General features: G+C 70.9%; 12 protein-coding genes and 1 pseudogene. 4 read left to right on the forward strand and 9 right to left on the reverse strand.

The features are described from left to right. Nucleotides 1-25 precede the first annotated feature (25 nt). Nucleotides 26-1,336: a hypothetical protein gene (locus tag ACFXKZ_RS37990; RefSeq protein ID WP_380007661.1), complete on the forward strand. Its 1,311-nt coding sequence runs from the start codon at nt 26-28 to the stop codon at nt 1,334-1,336. Between the two features lie 29 nt (nt 1,337-1,365). Here the strand turns inward: ACFXKZ_RS37990 and ACFXKZ_RS37995 are convergent. The 7 genes and pseudogenes from ACFXKZ_RS37995 to ACFXKZ_RS38025 form a co-directional block, all read right to left on the reverse strand. Then, a pseudogene (locus ACFXKZ_RS37995) lies at nt 1,366-1,500 on the reverse strand (LysE family translocator); the annotation flags it as partial. 38 nt (nt 1,501-1,538) lie between these two features. Further along, nucleotides 1,539-2,207: a DUF5825 family protein gene (locus ACFXKZ_RS38000; protein WP_380007664.1), complete on the reverse strand. Its 669-nt coding sequence runs from the start codon at nt 2,205-2,207 to the stop codon at nt 1,539-1,541. After that, nucleotides 2,197-4,095: a RiPP maturation radical SAM C-methyltransferase gene (locus ACFXKZ_RS38005; RefSeq protein WP_380007667.1), complete on the reverse strand. Its 1,899-nt coding sequence runs from the start codon at nt 4,093-4,095 to the stop codon at nt 2,197-2,199. Before ACFXKZ_RS38005 ends, ACFXKZ_RS38000 begins: the two co-directional genes overlap by 11 nt. A gap of 5 nt (nt 4,096-4,100) precedes the next feature. After that, nucleotides 4,101-5,867, reverse strand: coding sequence for a DUF692 family multinuclear iron-containing protein (locus ACFXKZ_RS38010; RefSeq protein ID WP_380007670.1), 1,767 nt, complete (start codon nt 5,865-5,867; stop codon nt 4,101-4,103). Further along, complete coding sequence (locus ACFXKZ_RS38015) at nt 5,864-7,882, reverse strand: B12-binding domain-containing radical SAM protein (RefSeq protein WP_380007673.1); 2,019 nt, start codon at nt 7,880-7,882, stop codon at nt 5,864-5,866. Before ACFXKZ_RS38015 ends, ACFXKZ_RS38010 begins: the two co-directional genes overlap by 4 nt. Before the next feature lie 25 nt (nt 7,883-7,907). After that, nucleotides 7,908-8,075: a hypothetical protein gene (locus ACFXKZ_RS38020; protein WP_380007676.1), complete on the reverse strand. Its 168-nt coding sequence runs from the start codon at nt 8,073-8,075 to the stop codon at nt 7,908-7,910. A gap of 62 nt (nt 8,076-8,137) precedes the next feature. After that, nucleotides 8,138-8,923, reverse strand: coding sequence for a Stf0 family sulfotransferase (locus ACFXKZ_RS38025; protein WP_380007679.1), 786 nt, complete (start codon nt 8,921-8,923; stop codon nt 8,138-8,140). Between the two features lie 280 nt (nt 8,924-9,203). On the opposite strand from ACFXKZ_RS38025, the gene ACFXKZ_RS38030 reads away from it, so the two are divergent. Together ACFXKZ_RS38030 and ACFXKZ_RS38035 are read left to right on the forward strand one after the other, a co-directional pair. Beyond that, complete coding sequence (locus ACFXKZ_RS38030) at nt 9,204-10,148, forward strand: carbohydrate-binding protein (protein WP_380007682.1); 945 nt, start codon at nt 9,204-9,206, stop codon at nt 10,146-10,148. 107 nt (nt 10,149-10,255) lie between these two features. Continuing rightward, a complete protein-coding gene (locus ACFXKZ_RS38035) occupies nt 10,256-10,789 on the forward strand; it encodes a 2,4'-dihydroxyacetophenone dioxygenase family protein (RefSeq protein ID WP_380007685.1) in 534 nt (177 codons plus the stop codon). Between the two features lie 107 nt (nt 10,790-10,896). Here ACFXKZ_RS38035 and ACFXKZ_RS38040 read toward each other — a convergent pair whose 3' ends face one another. Together ACFXKZ_RS38040 and ACFXKZ_RS38045 are read right to left on the reverse strand one after the other, a co-directional pair. Next, the gene (locus tag ACFXKZ_RS38040; RefSeq protein ID WP_380007688.1) at nt 10,897-11,388 is read right to left on the reverse strand and encodes a peptidylprolyl isomerase; all 492 of its coding nucleotides are present in this window, start codon (nt 11,386-11,388) and stop codon (nt 10,897-10,899) included. 307 nt (nt 11,389-11,695) lie between these two features. Continuing rightward, a complete protein-coding gene (locus ACFXKZ_RS38045) occupies nt 11,696-12,205 on the reverse strand; it encodes an NUDIX domain-containing protein (protein ID WP_380007691.1) in 510 nt (169 codons plus the stop codon). Between the two features lie 263 nt (nt 12,206-12,468). On the opposite strand from ACFXKZ_RS38045, the gene rph reads away from it, so the two are divergent. After that, a complete protein-coding gene (gene rph / locus ACFXKZ_RS38050; RefSeq protein WP_380008063.1) occupies nt 12,469-15,069 on the forward strand; it encodes a rifamycin-inactivating phosphotransferase in 2,601 nt (866 codons plus the stop codon). Nucleotides 15,070-15,223: the final 154 nt, after the last annotated feature.

Consider the following 15,223-nt stretch of genomic DNA (forward strand, 5'->3'; position numbering starts at 1 on the left):
ACGACCGGAGTGTTAATGTCCCGGAATGAATGATGCCTTGCCCATATGGGATCCCGAGCGTGACCTGATCGCCATACCCGGCGCGCCCGGCTCTTCAGGACCTTACGCACAGTTGGTGGGGGCGGCCTTCGAGAGGGTGGACGCGGGTCTGGGGGCCGAGCGGGCGTTGAAAGCGGGGGCGCTGCTGCCCGCGGTCTCGGTGTTGGAGCGCACGGCGGAGCCAATCCTGCGCCGCCGAATCCTTACGGTGGTGCAGTGCCTGGAGCGTGTGGTCGAGCGTTATCCCGACGACCCCCGACTGCGGGACTTCCTGGAGGTCCCGGCGGTGTTGCACCGGTGGATCATGCGGCACGACCATCGAAAGCGGCCTCGGGTGGACTTCTGTCGGCCGGACCTGGTCGGCGCGGATCTGGGTTCCGTACGGGTGTTGGAGTTCAACCCGAGCAGCCCGGGAGGTGTCATGGTGACGGGCACGGTCAACCGCATGTGGCGGGGATCGCCGATGGGGGACGTCCTGGCAGGGTGGGGCGTGCCCGACGCACCGATGGAACAACCGTCCTGGTTCGCGGACTGGGTACTCGCCCACGGTCGTGAACGCGGCGTTCCCAACGCACGGACCAGGCGGATCGCGCTGATCCGCGGTCGGCGCCGGTCGCGGTTCGAAGTCGACGTGATGCGGGCCCAGTTCACCGCGCGGGGCCGGGCGTTGATCCCGGTGGACGCCGACGACGACGCCGCCCTGTCGAAGTTCGCGTTGGCGTACCTCAAGTACGTCCCGGCCGACGCCGCCGAGGTCGAGCGGTGGGACGTGTTGTGCGCGCGGTTGACCGCCGGCGACCTGGTCGCGCCCAATGCGTTGGCCGAGCGCTGGGTGGCGGAGAACAAATTATGCCTGGCCGTGATGTCCGATCCCCGGTTCCGACACCTGTTCACCCCCGCGCAGCACACGGCGCTGCACGCGCTCGTGCCCTGGAGCCGCAAACTCGGCGACGGCGTCTCCGTGGCCGAGGCGATCGCCGGTCGTGTCGACCTGGTCGTCAAGGCCCCCTACGGATTCCGCGGCCAGGCCGTACACATGGGGGTCGACACGGACCCGCGCACCTGGACGGATCTGCTGCGAGATCCGGCGCGGCGGGGATGGCTCGTTCAGGAACGTGTCGCGCCCTCGTGCGTCGACACCGATGGAGGGCGATACATGCGCGACCTGAAGGTCGCGGTTCTGCGTGGGCGGGTGATCGGCTACGGGTCGCGGATGGGCCGTAACCATGTTCTCAACGGAGCCCTCGGCAGCGCGATGGCCGCCGTGTTCGCCCCACACACCCTCGACACGGCCTGAGGCCGAACGACGCCCGAAGGTAAACTCCGTCAGTCCTTGCGGCCGGTCGCCGCGACCGTCACACCCAGCCCGATCATCGCGAGCCCGCCCACGCCGCCGACCGCCGCCGGCCGTTGCGGCGAGCCGACGAACCAGCCGCGCGCGGTCGCCGCCGCCACGCCCCAGGCGTTTTCGGCGTCCCGGCCCGGTGCCACGGCTCCGGTTACGGCGGTCCCGTGCCGTGGGGGCTGTGGCGGACGCGGTACGGGGTCCACCACACGTATCGGCCCACCCGGTGCAGCAGGCCCGCGTCGTGGTAGCGCGCGGTCACCGCTTCGGTCGGGTCCGTCGTGGCCACGCCGCGCAGCAGCGGCTCGATGACCTGTGCGTAGCGGGGGTTGCGGATGACCAGGCGGCGGAACGGGTCGGCGCGGTGGTCGCGGACCTCGATGAAGCCGGGGCCGTGGCGGTAGCCGAACTTCGCGGGGCGGAAGTCGGCACGCCAGGCGGCGGCGAGGCGGTCTGTGTCGCCGTCGCCGTCGCCGTCGATCACGGTGGTCGGCGGGTGCAGGTGGCCGAGCGGGCGCCAGTCCCAGGGCCCGGCGGGCGGGCGGAGCGCCCAGTCGACGGCGATGCCGTGCGCGGTGAGTTCGCGGACGACCACGAGTCCCGCCACGGCCACCGCGCCGTCGGCCTCGACCCCGCCGTCGGACAGGTCGATCGCGGCGTGCAGCCGGGCCAGGCACGCACCGCCCGCGGCGAGCCGCGCGACCTCGTCCAGGGGGTCGCCGGCGACATCCGCCTCGCCGAGGTACATCCCCGGTATCCGCATGGCCTCCGGGTCGCGATCGCGCCACAGGGCCAGCCGTACCGGCGGGAGGTCAGTGCTCATCGGCGGCCAAGGCGGGTACGAGCGTCGGCCGGGGCGGCCGGATCGGCGCCGGGTTGCGTGCGGCCGGCGCGACCTGGACGACCTCGCCGCCTTCGCCGAAGACCACGCCGAGCGAGCGCCACCGGGCAAGCAGGTCCTCGACGGCCGCCGCGGTGACCCCGTCGTGGCGCGCGGCGGTCTTGCGCAGCAGCGCCGCCGGGCTGTGCGGGGTGTCGAGCAGCCGGAACACCGTCGTCTCGATCGGGTCGACGAGTTCGAGCAGGTGCCAGTCGAAGCCGGGTCGGGTGTCGACCAGGACGATGTGGTCCCCGAGGTCGTGGTGGGTGAGCCGACTGCGCGGATGCGCGGCGATCCAGTCGGCGATGGCCGGCCGCAACCGATCCAGGCACGCCGCCGAGATGCCGCGCCGGGGCACATCGAAGATGTAGACGAGATCGGCGAGTTCCGCCTCGGGCAGGTCGTAGATGTGCCGGTAGTGCGCGGCCGGTCGGGGTGGGCCGAAGCCCAGTTCGGGCCGGTCGAAGTACGGACTGAAACGCTCGACCTTGACCCGGGTGGCACCGGCGGGCGGCATGAGGTGGTGCAGCGCGGGCAGTTGGTCGATCACGTCGTCGTAGTCCTCGTCGGTCTCGCCGGGAAAACCGTAGAGGTGGTTCCAGCTCACCTCGGTCCCGACGGTCTGCGCGTCGCGGAGCAACCGCACGTTGCGACAGGCCGTCACGCCCTTGTCCATCAGCCGCAGCACCTTGCTGCTCAGGTTCTCGATCCCCGGTTGCACATGGCTGATCCCGGCCGCGTACAGGGTTTCGAGTTGGTCCCGGCGCAGGTTCGACTTGATCTCGTAGCCGATCCGCAGGTCGTATCCGGACTCGGCGAGGCGCGGGGCCATCGAGCCGAGGTAGGCCATGTCGATGATGTTGTCGGTGACCCACACGTCGAGGATGCGGTGTCGTTCGACCAGGGCGAGGAGTTCGGCGACGAACCGGCCCGGGTCCTTGCTGCGGAACTCCATGAACGAGCCGTTGAGTCCGCAGAACGTGCAGTGGTGCTTCGCGCCCCACCAGCAACCGCGCGAACTCTCGACGACGAGCCGGGGTTCGACCCAGGAGCCCGCGGTCGACCTCGCGTGTCGTTCGAAGTAGTCGCCGTAGTCGGGCGCGACGAGCGCACCCGGGGGCAGCGGCGCGGCCTCCATCGGGTTGACCACACACGCGCCGTCCGACGTGCGCCAGCACAGACCCGCGATGTCGGCCAGTGCCTTCTCGTCGCGGTCGCCGTCGATGGTGGCGGTGAGCAGTTGTGGGAAGGCCACCTCACCCTCGCCGCGCACGACGGCGTCGATGTACGGGAAGTTGCGGTGCAGCGCGGCACCCTGCGGGCCGTCGCAGTTCGCGCCGCCGAACACGGTGAACGTGTGCGGCGCCAGCTCCTTGACGATGCGCGCCGCGGCCAACGTCGCGGCGTTTTGCGCGAACGTGGTGGTGAAGCCGACCACGTCCGGCGCCTCGGCGACGATCCGGGCGGCGGTCTCGCGGACGAACCTCGGGGCGAGTTCGTGCAGTTCGAGCGTCCTGGCGGTCATGCCGGCGGGCACTCGACCGGTCAGGCGGGCGGTGAACTCCGGTACCTGCCAGCGCGGGCGGTCGTTCAGCGCGGCCGAGAAGATCCATTCGCTGAGCCCGGAGAAGTAGGAGTTGGCGCAGAACTCGTATTCCTCTGCGGTGAAGCCGGTGTGCGTGACCAGCCAGTCGACGTAGTCGAGGTTGGCGTGCACGACGTCGACGTGGGCGTCGGGGAAGACGTCGAGGACGCGGCGGCGCAGGATGCCCAGGGCCAACGAGGGCATGTCGATCGACGACCACGGCATGTCCACGAGCACCACGCGCATGTCGCTCACCAGCGCCCGCGCCGGCTCAGCGCGGCGCGGGCGGCGTCGCCCGCGGGGGTCGGGGTGGTCTCGAACGCCGCGGCCACCCGCGCGGAGACCGGGCCGTGCGCGAGTCCGGTGGGGGTGGCGAAGTACGCGTAGAGCGTGGTCTCTTCCGGGGGGCCGGCCACGCCTGGGCCCCAGCCCGCGATGGCCGCCCGGGTATACCGGCGCAGCGCCGCGTGGCCGTGGTCGGTACGCACGACGCCCTCGACCCCGATCAGGAACGACAGCGGCTGCTCGTGGCAGAGCGCGGTGAACAGGGAGAGCATCAGTTCGTGGTCGACGGTCTCGCGCACGGTCGTGGCGGTCGCCTCCGGCAGATCGAGCAGGAATCGTGCGAACGCCTCCTCCACCGACAGGCCGGGGCCGAGGTGGGGGACCAGCCGAAAGGCGCCGAAGTGGGTCGAGGTCAGGAACCCGTCGAGCAGGTCGGCGTCGTCGTGGCCGGCCGCGCGGAGCGTGTGCAGGCTGCGCGGGAACGAGCCGGCGAGCCCGCCGGCGCGGCCGAGCCGCCAGATTCGGGAGCGGAACCTGCGTGCGGCGGCGTCGAGTTCGTCGAGTTCGACGGTCTCCAGACACTCCAGCTCGCCCGGGTTCGTCGCCACCTCGGCGGCGCCTTCGTCGGCCAGGCGGGCGCGCAGGTCGCGGTCGAGCAGGAGACGCATGAGCAGGTCGGCGAGTTGCCCGCCGGCCAGGCCCGTACCGGTCGCCGGCGGAGCGGAGGTCGTCTCGCGCGGTGGCGCGGAGGTGCCGACGAGGCGGTCGTCGCCACGCCGCCATGCGTCGGCCAGGTCCCGCAGGCGCTCGAAGTTGGGCCGGGACCGCTCCACCAGCCGGCCGTCCTCGCGGTACATCGGGTCCTCGTAGCTGACCCCGAGCAGGTTCGGGCAGCGCGGCAACAGGTATTCGGTGAGCTGTAGTTGCTCGTCCAGGAGCACGCCGTGGTGCAGGTCGCGGAACTTGCCGCCGACGATCTGGCAGCCCGACAGGTGCAGTTCGCGACAGCGGTCGAGGGGTAGGGCCTCGATCCCGTCGAGCATGTGGCGGCCGGTGCGGCCGCGCAACCACTGGTAGCTGAGCAGATGGCCGACATCGAGGGTGACCCACACGTCGGCGTCGTCGGCCAGCCTGGCGAAGTACTCGAACGCGTCGAGGCCGCCGAGGTGGAAGGACCCGCCCTCGGTGAAGCCGGGGAACTCCACGTGCAGCGGCGCGACCAGGCGCCGGGCGGTGTCCGCCGTGTTGGCGGTGGCGATCTGCAGGCCGCGTTCGGTCAGCGGCGGCGGCAGCGGATACGGCAGCGGGCAGCCGCGCAGGCTCCAGATCCCCAGGTCTTCGACAACCCAGGACAGGTCGTGGCGGGCGATGAGTTCGTTGGTGAACTCGATGGTGGGGCCGCGATCGTAGCGCTCGGGCGAACCCATGTTCAGCTCGGTCTGGTGCAGTGCGCGGCGGGTCCCGGTGGGCAGTGCGGCGAAGAAGCGGTCGTAGGCGGGGGCGTAGTCGGCCATGCGTACGGCGGCTCGCGAACGCGGCTGGAACGAGGGGCAGGCGTAGGCGAAGTCGTGGCCGTGGCGCCGGAAGAACGCGCGCACGCGCGGCGAGATGTCGCCGCCGTCGGGCGTTTCGACGAAGCCGATGCCCCGATTGCCCAGGGTGCCTCCGCTCCACGGCATGTCCATGACCAGGCCCAGACCCAGCCTGGTCGTGGTGGCTGACGTTGGTGTCACGACGGCCTCCCGGCGTACTCGACGTCCGCCTCGATGATGGTGCCCGAATGGGGTCGGCCGGCCAGCGCGCCGACCAGGCGGCCGAGGAGCAACCGGCCGCGTGCGGTACGCGCCGCGAGCAGACCGTCGGCACGCTGCGCGACGTCGCGGCGCGGCAGCGCGTAGAAGCGTTCCCGAACCAGATCGGCGATGGCGATCCGGTCGTGGACGCCGTCGAGTTCGGTGGGGACGATGCGCACCCACGGGTGTGGCTCCACCAGTTCGGTCTCGCGCGGGCCGGTCCCCGGGGCGCTGCTCGGGGGCGAGAGCCGGCCGGCCCGGCCCGGGGTGACCGTGCGGAAGACCCGCTCCAGTCGATCCAGCGCCTCGGCGCGGGCGGGACCGCCGCCGACCGCCATCGGATAACCGACCCGGCCGCCGAGGTAGTTGAGTTCCGGATTGCCGGTGAGCGGCCCGGAGGTGTCCAGCGCCAGGCCGAAGTGCTCGGGGTGCCGGGCGAGCCGGCTGCCGGGCTCGGCGATCAGCAGCTCCAGCGCGTCGATGCCGATCCGGTCCTGGTTGTCCGTCAGGAAACGCAGGGATTCCTCGAACTCGTCCGGCGTCTCGTCGAGGACGTGCCCCATCACGGACAGTCGCATGGTGATGCCCGCGTCGGCGAGGTTGTCGACGATGCGCTGGTAGTCGGCCGCGCGCACGCCCCGGTCCAGCACGTCGAGCAGGCGCTGCGAGGTGCCCTCGTAACCGATGGCGATCTGCGCACAGCCGAGGTCGGCCAGCTCGCGGCAAAACCCCGGGTCCAGCAGGCCGGGTTCGAGGCGGGCGCGGACATCGAAGCGCACCCGGACGCCGCGGGCCCGGGCCAGCCGCATCGCCCGGGCGATCAACCGGAGGTTGGTGTTCTCGTCGGCGATCGCGACGAGTTCGGCGCCCGTGTCCCGGACCACCGACTCGACGGCGTCGGCCAGTTGCGCGGGAGTGCCCTGCTGGTAGCCGCCGCGGGCCAGGGAACGATTGCCGTAGGAGCAGAAGGCACACCGGCCCCAGTAGCAGCCCACGCAGGACACGATGGCCAGTTGGGTGGTCTCCGAGAGGTAGGCGTGGATCGGCAGGTCGGCGAAGTCGGGCGGGCCGAGATCGCGAAACCGCAGTCGTACCGGGCGCGTCGAGCACTGCGCGGCGCCGTCGGGCGAGAGCCACGTCATGCCGGGTACGTCGGCCTGTGCGGCGGTGCCGTCCAGCGCGTCGAGCCAGCGTTCCAGCGGCTCCTCGCCCGCCGTGTGGCACAGGGCGTGGACGGTGTGCCGCACGCCGACGAGCGCGGCCAAGTCCTGGTGACGGAGCATCACCTGCTGGCCGCCGAGGCAGACGTGTGCGTCGGGTCGCAGCCGCCGCACCCAGGCGGCGATCAGCAGCGCCGGTGCCAACTGGCTGAAGAACGCCACGGACAGGCCGACCACGCGGGGCCGGTATCGGGCCAGCAGGTCCACGACGTGACGGTGGAGCCGCTCGACCGCGACACCGGACGCGGCGGGCGGCGCCGCGGCGGCTACGCGCACGGCGTCGTCGAGTTGCCCGAGGTCGCGCCAGGTCCGGGTGAGGAGCGTGTCGCCGACAAAGAGCTCGACGGCGTTGCGCGCGAGCCGAAGCGCGTCGAACGCGGCCGATGTGTGGGCCGGTTGGGGCTCGTGAGGCGCGTCGGCCGGTCGCTCCATGGCCCGGGCGCGGATCTCGCCCGCGTGCTCGATCACGACGTCGGCCATGGCCTGCCGATACCAGCCGTCCAGACCGGTGCCGCCACGGGCGGCGACCGCGGCGGTCAACGTCTGCGGGTGTCGCAGCACGTCGTGCACCAGGCCGATGTTGAGATCGGCCTGGTGGACGCGCCGACCCCGACGCCGCAGGTGGCCGGTCAGGTAGGGCAGGCTCAGGTACGGGAAGAACCTGGCCTCGGTCTGCGGCGGAAAGATCAGGAGGACGTCGACCCGATCACCGCCGCCTGCCCGTTCGGACGGCACATTCCCACCTCGGCAGTCCGGGGTCTCAGATGGAGACGTCTTCCTCGTTGTTCGCCGCGATGTAGGTGTAGGAGTGGTAGGCCCCACCGACCTTCAACTCGCTGGTCTCGATCACTTCGAGGTCGTCGAGCTCGGCGAACTCTTCCTCGTCGGCGGCGGTTTCTACCGTCACCTCGGGCGGTGCAACACTCATGATCCCTCCCCTGGCGCGCGATGGTGGCTGACGCCTTCACGGTAGCGGTGTGGGGTGGTGTGTCAACAGCCGTATGACAAAAGCAAGTTGCGCTCGGAGGAATCGGCCTCGTCGAGAAAGCGCGCGACCCAGCGGCTCGTCGTCTCGTCGGCCTGGCGCGCGATACCGGGCGCGGGGATGCGCTCGGGCGCCTCGACGTCGAGAAAGGCCAGACACCCCCGCACGCCGTCCTCGTACTTCACGAGCAGGTCCTCGTAGACGACGACGTGGGGTGTGATGCGGTGGCGGTCGAAGTACCGCGCCCAGGTCGCCGCGTCGTGATCGAGCATGCGCAGGTGCCGGCGGATGCCGTCGTGGTCGTAGCGCGGGGTCGAACTCGCCCGCCCCGTCGGCAGGTAGGTCCCGTCGACGATCCACACGCCGGTCTGCTCGGCCACGGTGTACGAGATCGCCTGCCGCAGGCGGTCCCGGCGCACCATGTGGATGTAGCGCGGCACGCACAGCAGTTCGTGCGGGTCGACCTCCAGAGCGGCCAGGTGACCGGCGTGCACCTTGATGCCGAAGACGCCGTTGGGACTGGTCCGGCACCGCATCAGGGCGCGGACATGGGCGGCGGGCAGCCCGTCCGGATCGTCGGCGTCGAATCCCCAGCGCTCGAAGTAGTCGAGGACGTGGGCGTCGGCCAGGTAGTCCTCGGGGAAGCCGGCCACGCCGGTATGCCACAGCGCACGGGCAAGCATGTTGCTGCCGCAGCGCGGGCTCGACGCCAGGACGTAGCGAACCGGCGGCGGGCCGGCGAACGGCGGGAAGTCGTACTGCTCACCGTTCGTCGAGTATCGCAGCGCCACGACCACCACTCCCGCTCCTCGCCACCGTCTCGAACAGCCCTGTGACGCGCGGCTCTTGTGATGCTATCGGCAGATGTGATTACCCCCGGAGCGGAACCGTCCCCTACCTTGGGGCCGTCCGACCGGAGCTGTACGAGAACGTCCCGCTCGACGGTGGTTGGTTCGGACCCTGCGGCGGTGCCCGTCCTCCGGTTCCGCACCCCTTCCCCCCTTCCCGAGGAGACGCATGTCTCGCCGCGTCACACCACGCTTACGTCCCCGCCCCTTCCCCATCGGCCTGGTGACCACTCTGATCGCCACGCTCGTCGCCTTCCTCGCCCTGGCTCCGGCCGGGCCCGCCGGCGCGTCCGGCTCGCGGCTGTCCGGCGCCGTTCCCTCCCCCACCGCGCCCCACCGAGGGGCCGTGGCGCAGAACTCCTCCGACACGCCGACTCCCGGGCGCGACAGGGCCGTTCAGGCTTTCGTCGAGCAGCGCGCCAAGCTGCGCGCGGCCCTGACCGGGGACCCCGCGAGCGCCCCGAACGACGCCGCGACCGCCGCCTCCGGCGCGAGCCTCGCGCCGACGCACAACTTCTGGGGCATCTTCCCGCAGGCCGGCACCCACGACGGCATCACCGCGACCCACAGCGTTGATCCCTCGTACAAGGTGAGCAACTCGCAGAACTTCACCTACGCCCCGACCACCAAGGCACTGAACTCCTGCATGGAGGTCGTCACCGCCTACTGGAGCCAGGGCGCCGAGATCTGGGCATGGGACTGGTGCGGCACGAGCGGCCCCGCCAAGACCGTGAAGGTGGACGCCGCGTTCCTGGCGAAGTACACCACCACCGTCAACGGAATCACCTCCTACAGCGTGCAGTTGAGCAAGGACGCGACCTCGGGCAACGCGTGGTCGTCGTTCCTGTACAACTACAAGACCCAGGCGTGGGAGTCGCTGTTCCGCTCGTCCGGCACCGACCAGAGCGCACTGAACTACGGCTGGGACATCTTCGAGATCTACGCCACGGTCAACCCCGCCACCGGTAAGGGCTACTACTGCACCGAGGCCCGCAGTACCACGTTCGACAGCACCGACATCAAGCTCCGCCGGGGCGGCGCGTGGCAACTCGCGACCCCCACCGACTCCCCGTGGACCAGCACCAGCCCGCGAGGCAGCGACTACCTGTGCCCGTCGCTGACCTTCACCCGAGCCGCGCAGAACCACCACTGGACGGTGCACCCCTGATCGTCCGCACGACCGCACGACCGGGCGCCGGACGGGTGGGCTCGACCCCCGTCCGGCGCTTCGCCCGCGCCGCGCGCCACCGCGCCGTTCCACGATTGGACACCGAGATGCCAGAGGCCCCCCGCGGCGAGTTCCGGAAGGAACTCAGGCCGATCGAGAACTCGTTCAAGCCGGACGCCCTCCCGGAGGTCTACCTGCCGCAGGTCGCCACCGACGACGACCGTTACTACGCGCCGTTCACCGAGACGGTCGGGTCCCGCCCGCTGTGGATCAACGTCAAGGACAACTCCTGGTGCGACATCCTGCGCGCCGAGGAGGCCGGCCTGGTCAACCGGCACTACCACCCGCACGAGGTGTTCGCGTACACCATCTCCGGCAAGTGGGGCTACCTGGAGCGCCCGTGGACCGCCTCCGCCGGCGACTTCGTGTACGAGGCCCCGGGCGAGGGCCACACGCTCGTGGCCTACGAGAGCGACGAACCGATGAAGACGATGTTCATCGTCAAGGGTCCGCTCATCTGGTTGGACGAAAACGGCGACACCACCGGCTACTTCGACGTCCACGACTACATCGCCCTGTGCCGCCGGCACTACACGGAGGTGGGCCTGGGCGCCGAATACGTCGACGCGCTTTTCCGCTGAGCCCCCGGGCCACCCCCGCCGCCGCCCCGGTCGGGGAGGTGGAGGCGGAGGTAGCCGGCGCGCTCGTGGCCTGCGTACCCGAGCGCGCCGGGCGCTGTGCGCGGCGGTCAGACCAGTCGCGCCGACACGATCGTCACGGGCTCCACCGGCACGTCGCGGCTGCCGTTCCTCGACGTGGTGGGCACGCCCTCGATGGCGTCCACCACGTCCTTGCCGTCCACAACCTTGCCGAACACCGCGTAGCCCCAGCCGTCCTGACCGGGATAGTCGAGGAACTCGTTGGCGGCGGCGTTGATGAAGAACTGCGCACTGGCCGAGTGCGGATCCGACGTGCGCGCCATCGCCACCGTGTACTTGTCGTTGCGCAGACCGTTCTTGGCCTCGTTCTCCACCAGGTTCGGCGCCGGCTTCTTCTCCATGTCCGCGGTCAGGCCGCCGCCCTGGATCATGAAGCCCGGGATCACCCGGTGGAAGATGGTGCCGTCGTAGTGACCGGCCTTGACGTAGTCGACGAAATTCGCCACCGACTTCGGAGCCTTCGACTCGTCGAGCTCCAGGGTGATGTCCCCGCTCGAGGTCCGCAGCAGTACTTTGATCATCCGGCCATCGTACGCAGTGCCGAAGCCGCCGCCGTGTACCGACACCGACAGGGGCCGCCGACCAAAACCCCGGCCGACGACCCGCGCGGGCTCGAACGCCACGCCCCCGCCCCGAACGATGCGTCCGCTACCGGAACATGCGGTCGGCGCTGGTGGCCATCGGTCGGCCACGTATCCCGACAGCGGTCCGACATCACCGGGCCGGCATACGAACGCCCTTTGCCCACGCAGCAAATGTCACCAACCCGCCGCGCTGCCACGGCAGTTCCGCCACGAAGCCGCGGCCCGGGCCCCCCGGGCACCCCGGTCAACGCGGGCGCACGTCGGGAGCGGTGCCCTGATGCAGGTAGGCGGTGGTCCCATCGGCCAGTGCCGCGGCGCACGCCCGCAGGCGGCGGGCCATGTGGGGAGCCATCAGGGTGTCCCACTCGGCGGGGCGCGCCAGACGCCAATGCGCGAGTTCGTCGCCGGCCAGGCGGATACGTTCGTGCATCTCGGTCTCGGTGACCGGTCCGCCGTCGAAGAGGTGGTTCGCCAACGCCGGCCGGCCATCGGGTTGCGCCGGCATCCAATCGACGACCAGGAGACGCCCCGGACGAAGGTCGAGGCCCAGTTCCTCCCGGACCTCGCGGCGGGCGGTGTCCCAGGGGAATTCGCCGTGCTCCATGGCGCCGCCGGGGATCTCCCAGTGGCCGTCGCCGTACCGGGGCTCGACCAGGAGGATTCGGTGCTCGGAGGTGTGGAGGATCGCGCCGGCGCTGCCGATGTGGCGGGGCAGGGTGGCGTAGTACTCGGCGGGAGGGAGGGGGTGGCTCATGGCGGCAAACGTAGTGAGTCGACGTGGCCGCGAAACAGCGAAGGCAAGGAGATTCCTCTCCCTGCCTCTCTCAACTTATAGCGCACCCGGGGGCTTGCGGCAAGGCCCCCGTCGGGGCGCAGAATCGTCCGCCGTGGCCACTACCTGCGGAAATGGGAAGGACGACAACGAGGGATGAGGACGTGCCCGACAACAGGTTCGACGACGCCGGCGGCACCGGCGACGCGGCGGCACCGGATCAGGACTGTCTCGGAGGTATCGCGGTGAGCGACCGCTACGTATCGGATCTCGGCGGGATCGACACGACGATGGTCGCCCTCGTCGGCGGCAAGGCCGCACACCTGGGCGCACTGTCCGGGATCGAAGGCGTCCACGTGCCGCCCGGCTTCTGTGTGACCACAAACGCCTTCCGGCGGGTCGTCGCGCAGGCGCCGTCGCTCGACGAACTGTTGGACCGGCTGTCCCGCTCGAACCCCGACGACCGGGAGGAGATCCGCACGCTGAGCGCGGAAGTCCGCCGGACCATCGAGGAGATCGCCGTCCCGGACGACGTCGCGACGGCGATCACCGGCGCGCTCGCCCGGTTCGGCGAGCAGGCCGGCTACGCCGTACGATCCAGCGCGACGGCGGAGGACCTGCCGACGGCCTCGTTCGCCGGCCAGCAGGACACGTACCTGAACGTGGTCGGGCCGACGGCGATCCTGCGGCATGTCGGCCGGTGCTGGGCCTCGTTGTTCACCGAGCGGGCGGTGGCCTACCGCCGGCGCAACGGCATCGACGACCGTGCGGTCCACATGGCCGTGGTCGTCCAGCGGATGGTCTTCCCACATGCGGCAGGCGTCCTGTTCACCGCCGACCCCGTCACGGGCAATCGCAGGGTCGCCACCGTCGACGCCGGCCCGGGCCTGGGCGAGGCGCTGGTCTCCGGCCTGGTGAACCCGGACGTCTTCACGGTGCGCGACGGCGAGATCGTCGCCAGGACGATCGCCGCCAAGCAGCGCGCCCTGCGCGCCGTGCCGGGCGGCGGCACGCACGAGGTGACGATCGACCCGGACCGGCAGCGGCAGCCGGCGCTGACGGACGCGCGGGTGTTGGAGCTGGTGCGGCTCGGGCGGCGGATCGAGGCGCACTTCGGCCGGCCGCAGGACATCGAGTGGTGCCTGGACGACGACGGCTTCCGGGTCGTGCAGAGCCGGCCGATCACGACGTTGTTCCCCATTCCCGAGAGCGACGACCGGGACAACCATGTCTACGTCTCGGTCGGCCACGGGCAGATGATGACCGACCCCATGAAGCCCCTGGGACTGTCCGTATGGCAGCTGACGGCCATGGCCCCGATGCCCACGGCCGGCGGGAGGTTGTTCGTCGACGTCACCCGCCGCCTGGCCTCGCCCGCGAGCCGCACCGCCTTCCTGGACCTCGTCGGGCGCGGCGATCCGCTGGTCAGGGACGCGCTGGAGACCGTCCTCGACCACGACGGCTTCGTTCCCTCGCTCCCCGACGCGGGTCCGCCCGAGCCGCTGATCGTCGCCGCGGCGCCCACCCCGATCGAGACGGATCCGGCCATCGTCGCCGAGCTGATCGAGCGCGGCCGGACGTCCGTCGACACCCTGCGGCGCGAGATCCGGAGCAAGTCCGGACCGGCGCTGTTCGACTTCCTGGCGGAGGCCTTCGCGGAGCACAAGCGGGCCCTCGGGGATCCGCTGAGCCTTCGGGCGATCATGGCGGGGATGGAGGCCACGTGGTGGCTGGGCGACAAGCTGTGGGAGTGGCTGGGCGAGAAGAACGCGGCCGACACGCTCACCCTGTCCGCCCCCGGCAACGTCACCTCCGAGATGGGCCTGGCGCTGCTCGACGTCGCCGACGTGATCCGCCCGCACCCGGAGGTGGTCGCCTACCTGCGGGGTGTCGAGGACGACGACTTCCTGGACGAGTTGCCGGGGCTCGCGGGCGGGGCCGAGGCACGCGACGCCGTGGAGTCCTACCTCGACCGATACGGCATGCGCTGCGTCGGCGAGATCGACATCACCAGGCCGAGGTGGCGCGAACGCCCCACCACACTCGTCCCGGTGATCCTCGACCACGTGAAGAACTTCGAACCCGGCGCAGCCGAACGGCGGTTCGAGGAGGGCAGGCAGCGGGCACTGGCGAAGGAGCGGGACGTATTGGCGCGCCTGCGAACCCTGCCCGACGGGGACCGAAAGGCCGACGAGACCAAACGTATGATCGACCGGGTCCGCACCTTCATCGGATACCGGGAATACCCGAAGTACGCCATCATCACCCGCTACTTCGTCTACAAGCAGGCCCTACTGGCCGAGGCCGACCGCCTCGTTCGGGCCGGCGTGCTGGCCGATCGGGAGGACGCCTTCTTCCTCACGTTCCAGGAATTCCACGACGTCGTGCGTTCGCACCGGGTGGACGATCGGCTCATCCGGGAGCGCAAGGACGCCTTCCGGTCGTACCACGCGCTCACCCCGCCCCGGGTGCTCACCTCGGACGGCGAGGCCCTCAACGGGTCCTACCGCCGCGACGACGTGCCGGCCGGTGCCCTGGTCGGGCTGGCGGTCTCCGCCGGCACCGTCGAGGGTCGGGCCCGGGTCGTCCTGGACATGGCCGAGGCCGATCTCGAGGCGGGCGACATCCTGGTCACGGCCCACACCGACCCCAGCTGGTCGCCCCTGTTCGTCGGGATCACGGGCCTGGTGACGGAGGTGGGCGGCCTGATGACGCACGGCGCGGTGATCGCCCGGGAGTACGGCCTGCCGGCGGTCGTGGGCGTGGACCAGGCAACCCGGCTGATCCGCGACGGGCAGCGGATCCGCGTCCACGGCACCGACGGCTACGTCGAGATCCTGTCCTGACTCGCGACCACCGCGCCGAAGTAGGGGGACATGTCCACAAGACGGTGATGCCGTCGTCCCGGCGCGGACCGCGCACGGTCCCGGGGCTTTCCGAAAGCGTACGAACGGCCCGGTCGGCTTCGGTATCCGTCACGTGACTGCACCGCGCGGGGCG

The sequence above is a fragment of the Embleya sp. NPDC059237 genome (assembly GCF_042754105.1).
Taxonomy (GTDB): Bacteria; Actinomycetota; Actinomycetes; order Streptomycetales; family Streptomycetaceae; genus Embleya.

Excerpts from the sequence above, each read along its gene's own strand:
- ACFXKZ_RS37990 (WP_380007661.1), top strand. The coding sequence starts at position 26 with ATGAATGATGCCTTGCCCATATGGGATCCCGAGCGTGACCTGATCGCC.
- ACFXKZ_RS38000 (WP_380007664.1), bottom strand. The coding sequence starts at position 2,207 with ATGAGCACTGACCTCCCGCCGGTACGGCTGGCCCTGTGGCGCGATCGC.
- ACFXKZ_RS38005 (WP_380007667.1), bottom strand. The coding sequence starts at position 4,095 with ATGCGCGTGGTGCTCGTGGACATGCCGTGGTCGTCGATCGACATGCCC.
- ACFXKZ_RS38020 (WP_380007676.1), bottom strand. The coding sequence starts at position 8,075 with ATGAGTGTTGCACCGCCCGAGGTGACGGTAGAAACCGCCGCCGACGAG.
- ACFXKZ_RS38035 (WP_380007685.1), top strand. The coding sequence starts at position 10,256 with ATGCCAGAGGCCCCCCGCGGCGAGTTCCGGAAGGAACTCAGGCCGATC.
- ACFXKZ_RS38040 (WP_380007688.1), bottom strand. The coding sequence starts at position 11,388 with ATGATCAAAGTACTGCTGCGGACCTCGAGCGGGGACATCACCCTGGAG.
- ACFXKZ_RS38045 (WP_380007691.1), bottom strand. The coding sequence starts at position 12,205 with ATGAGCCACCCCCTCCCTCCCGCCGAGTACTACGCCACCCTGCCCCGC.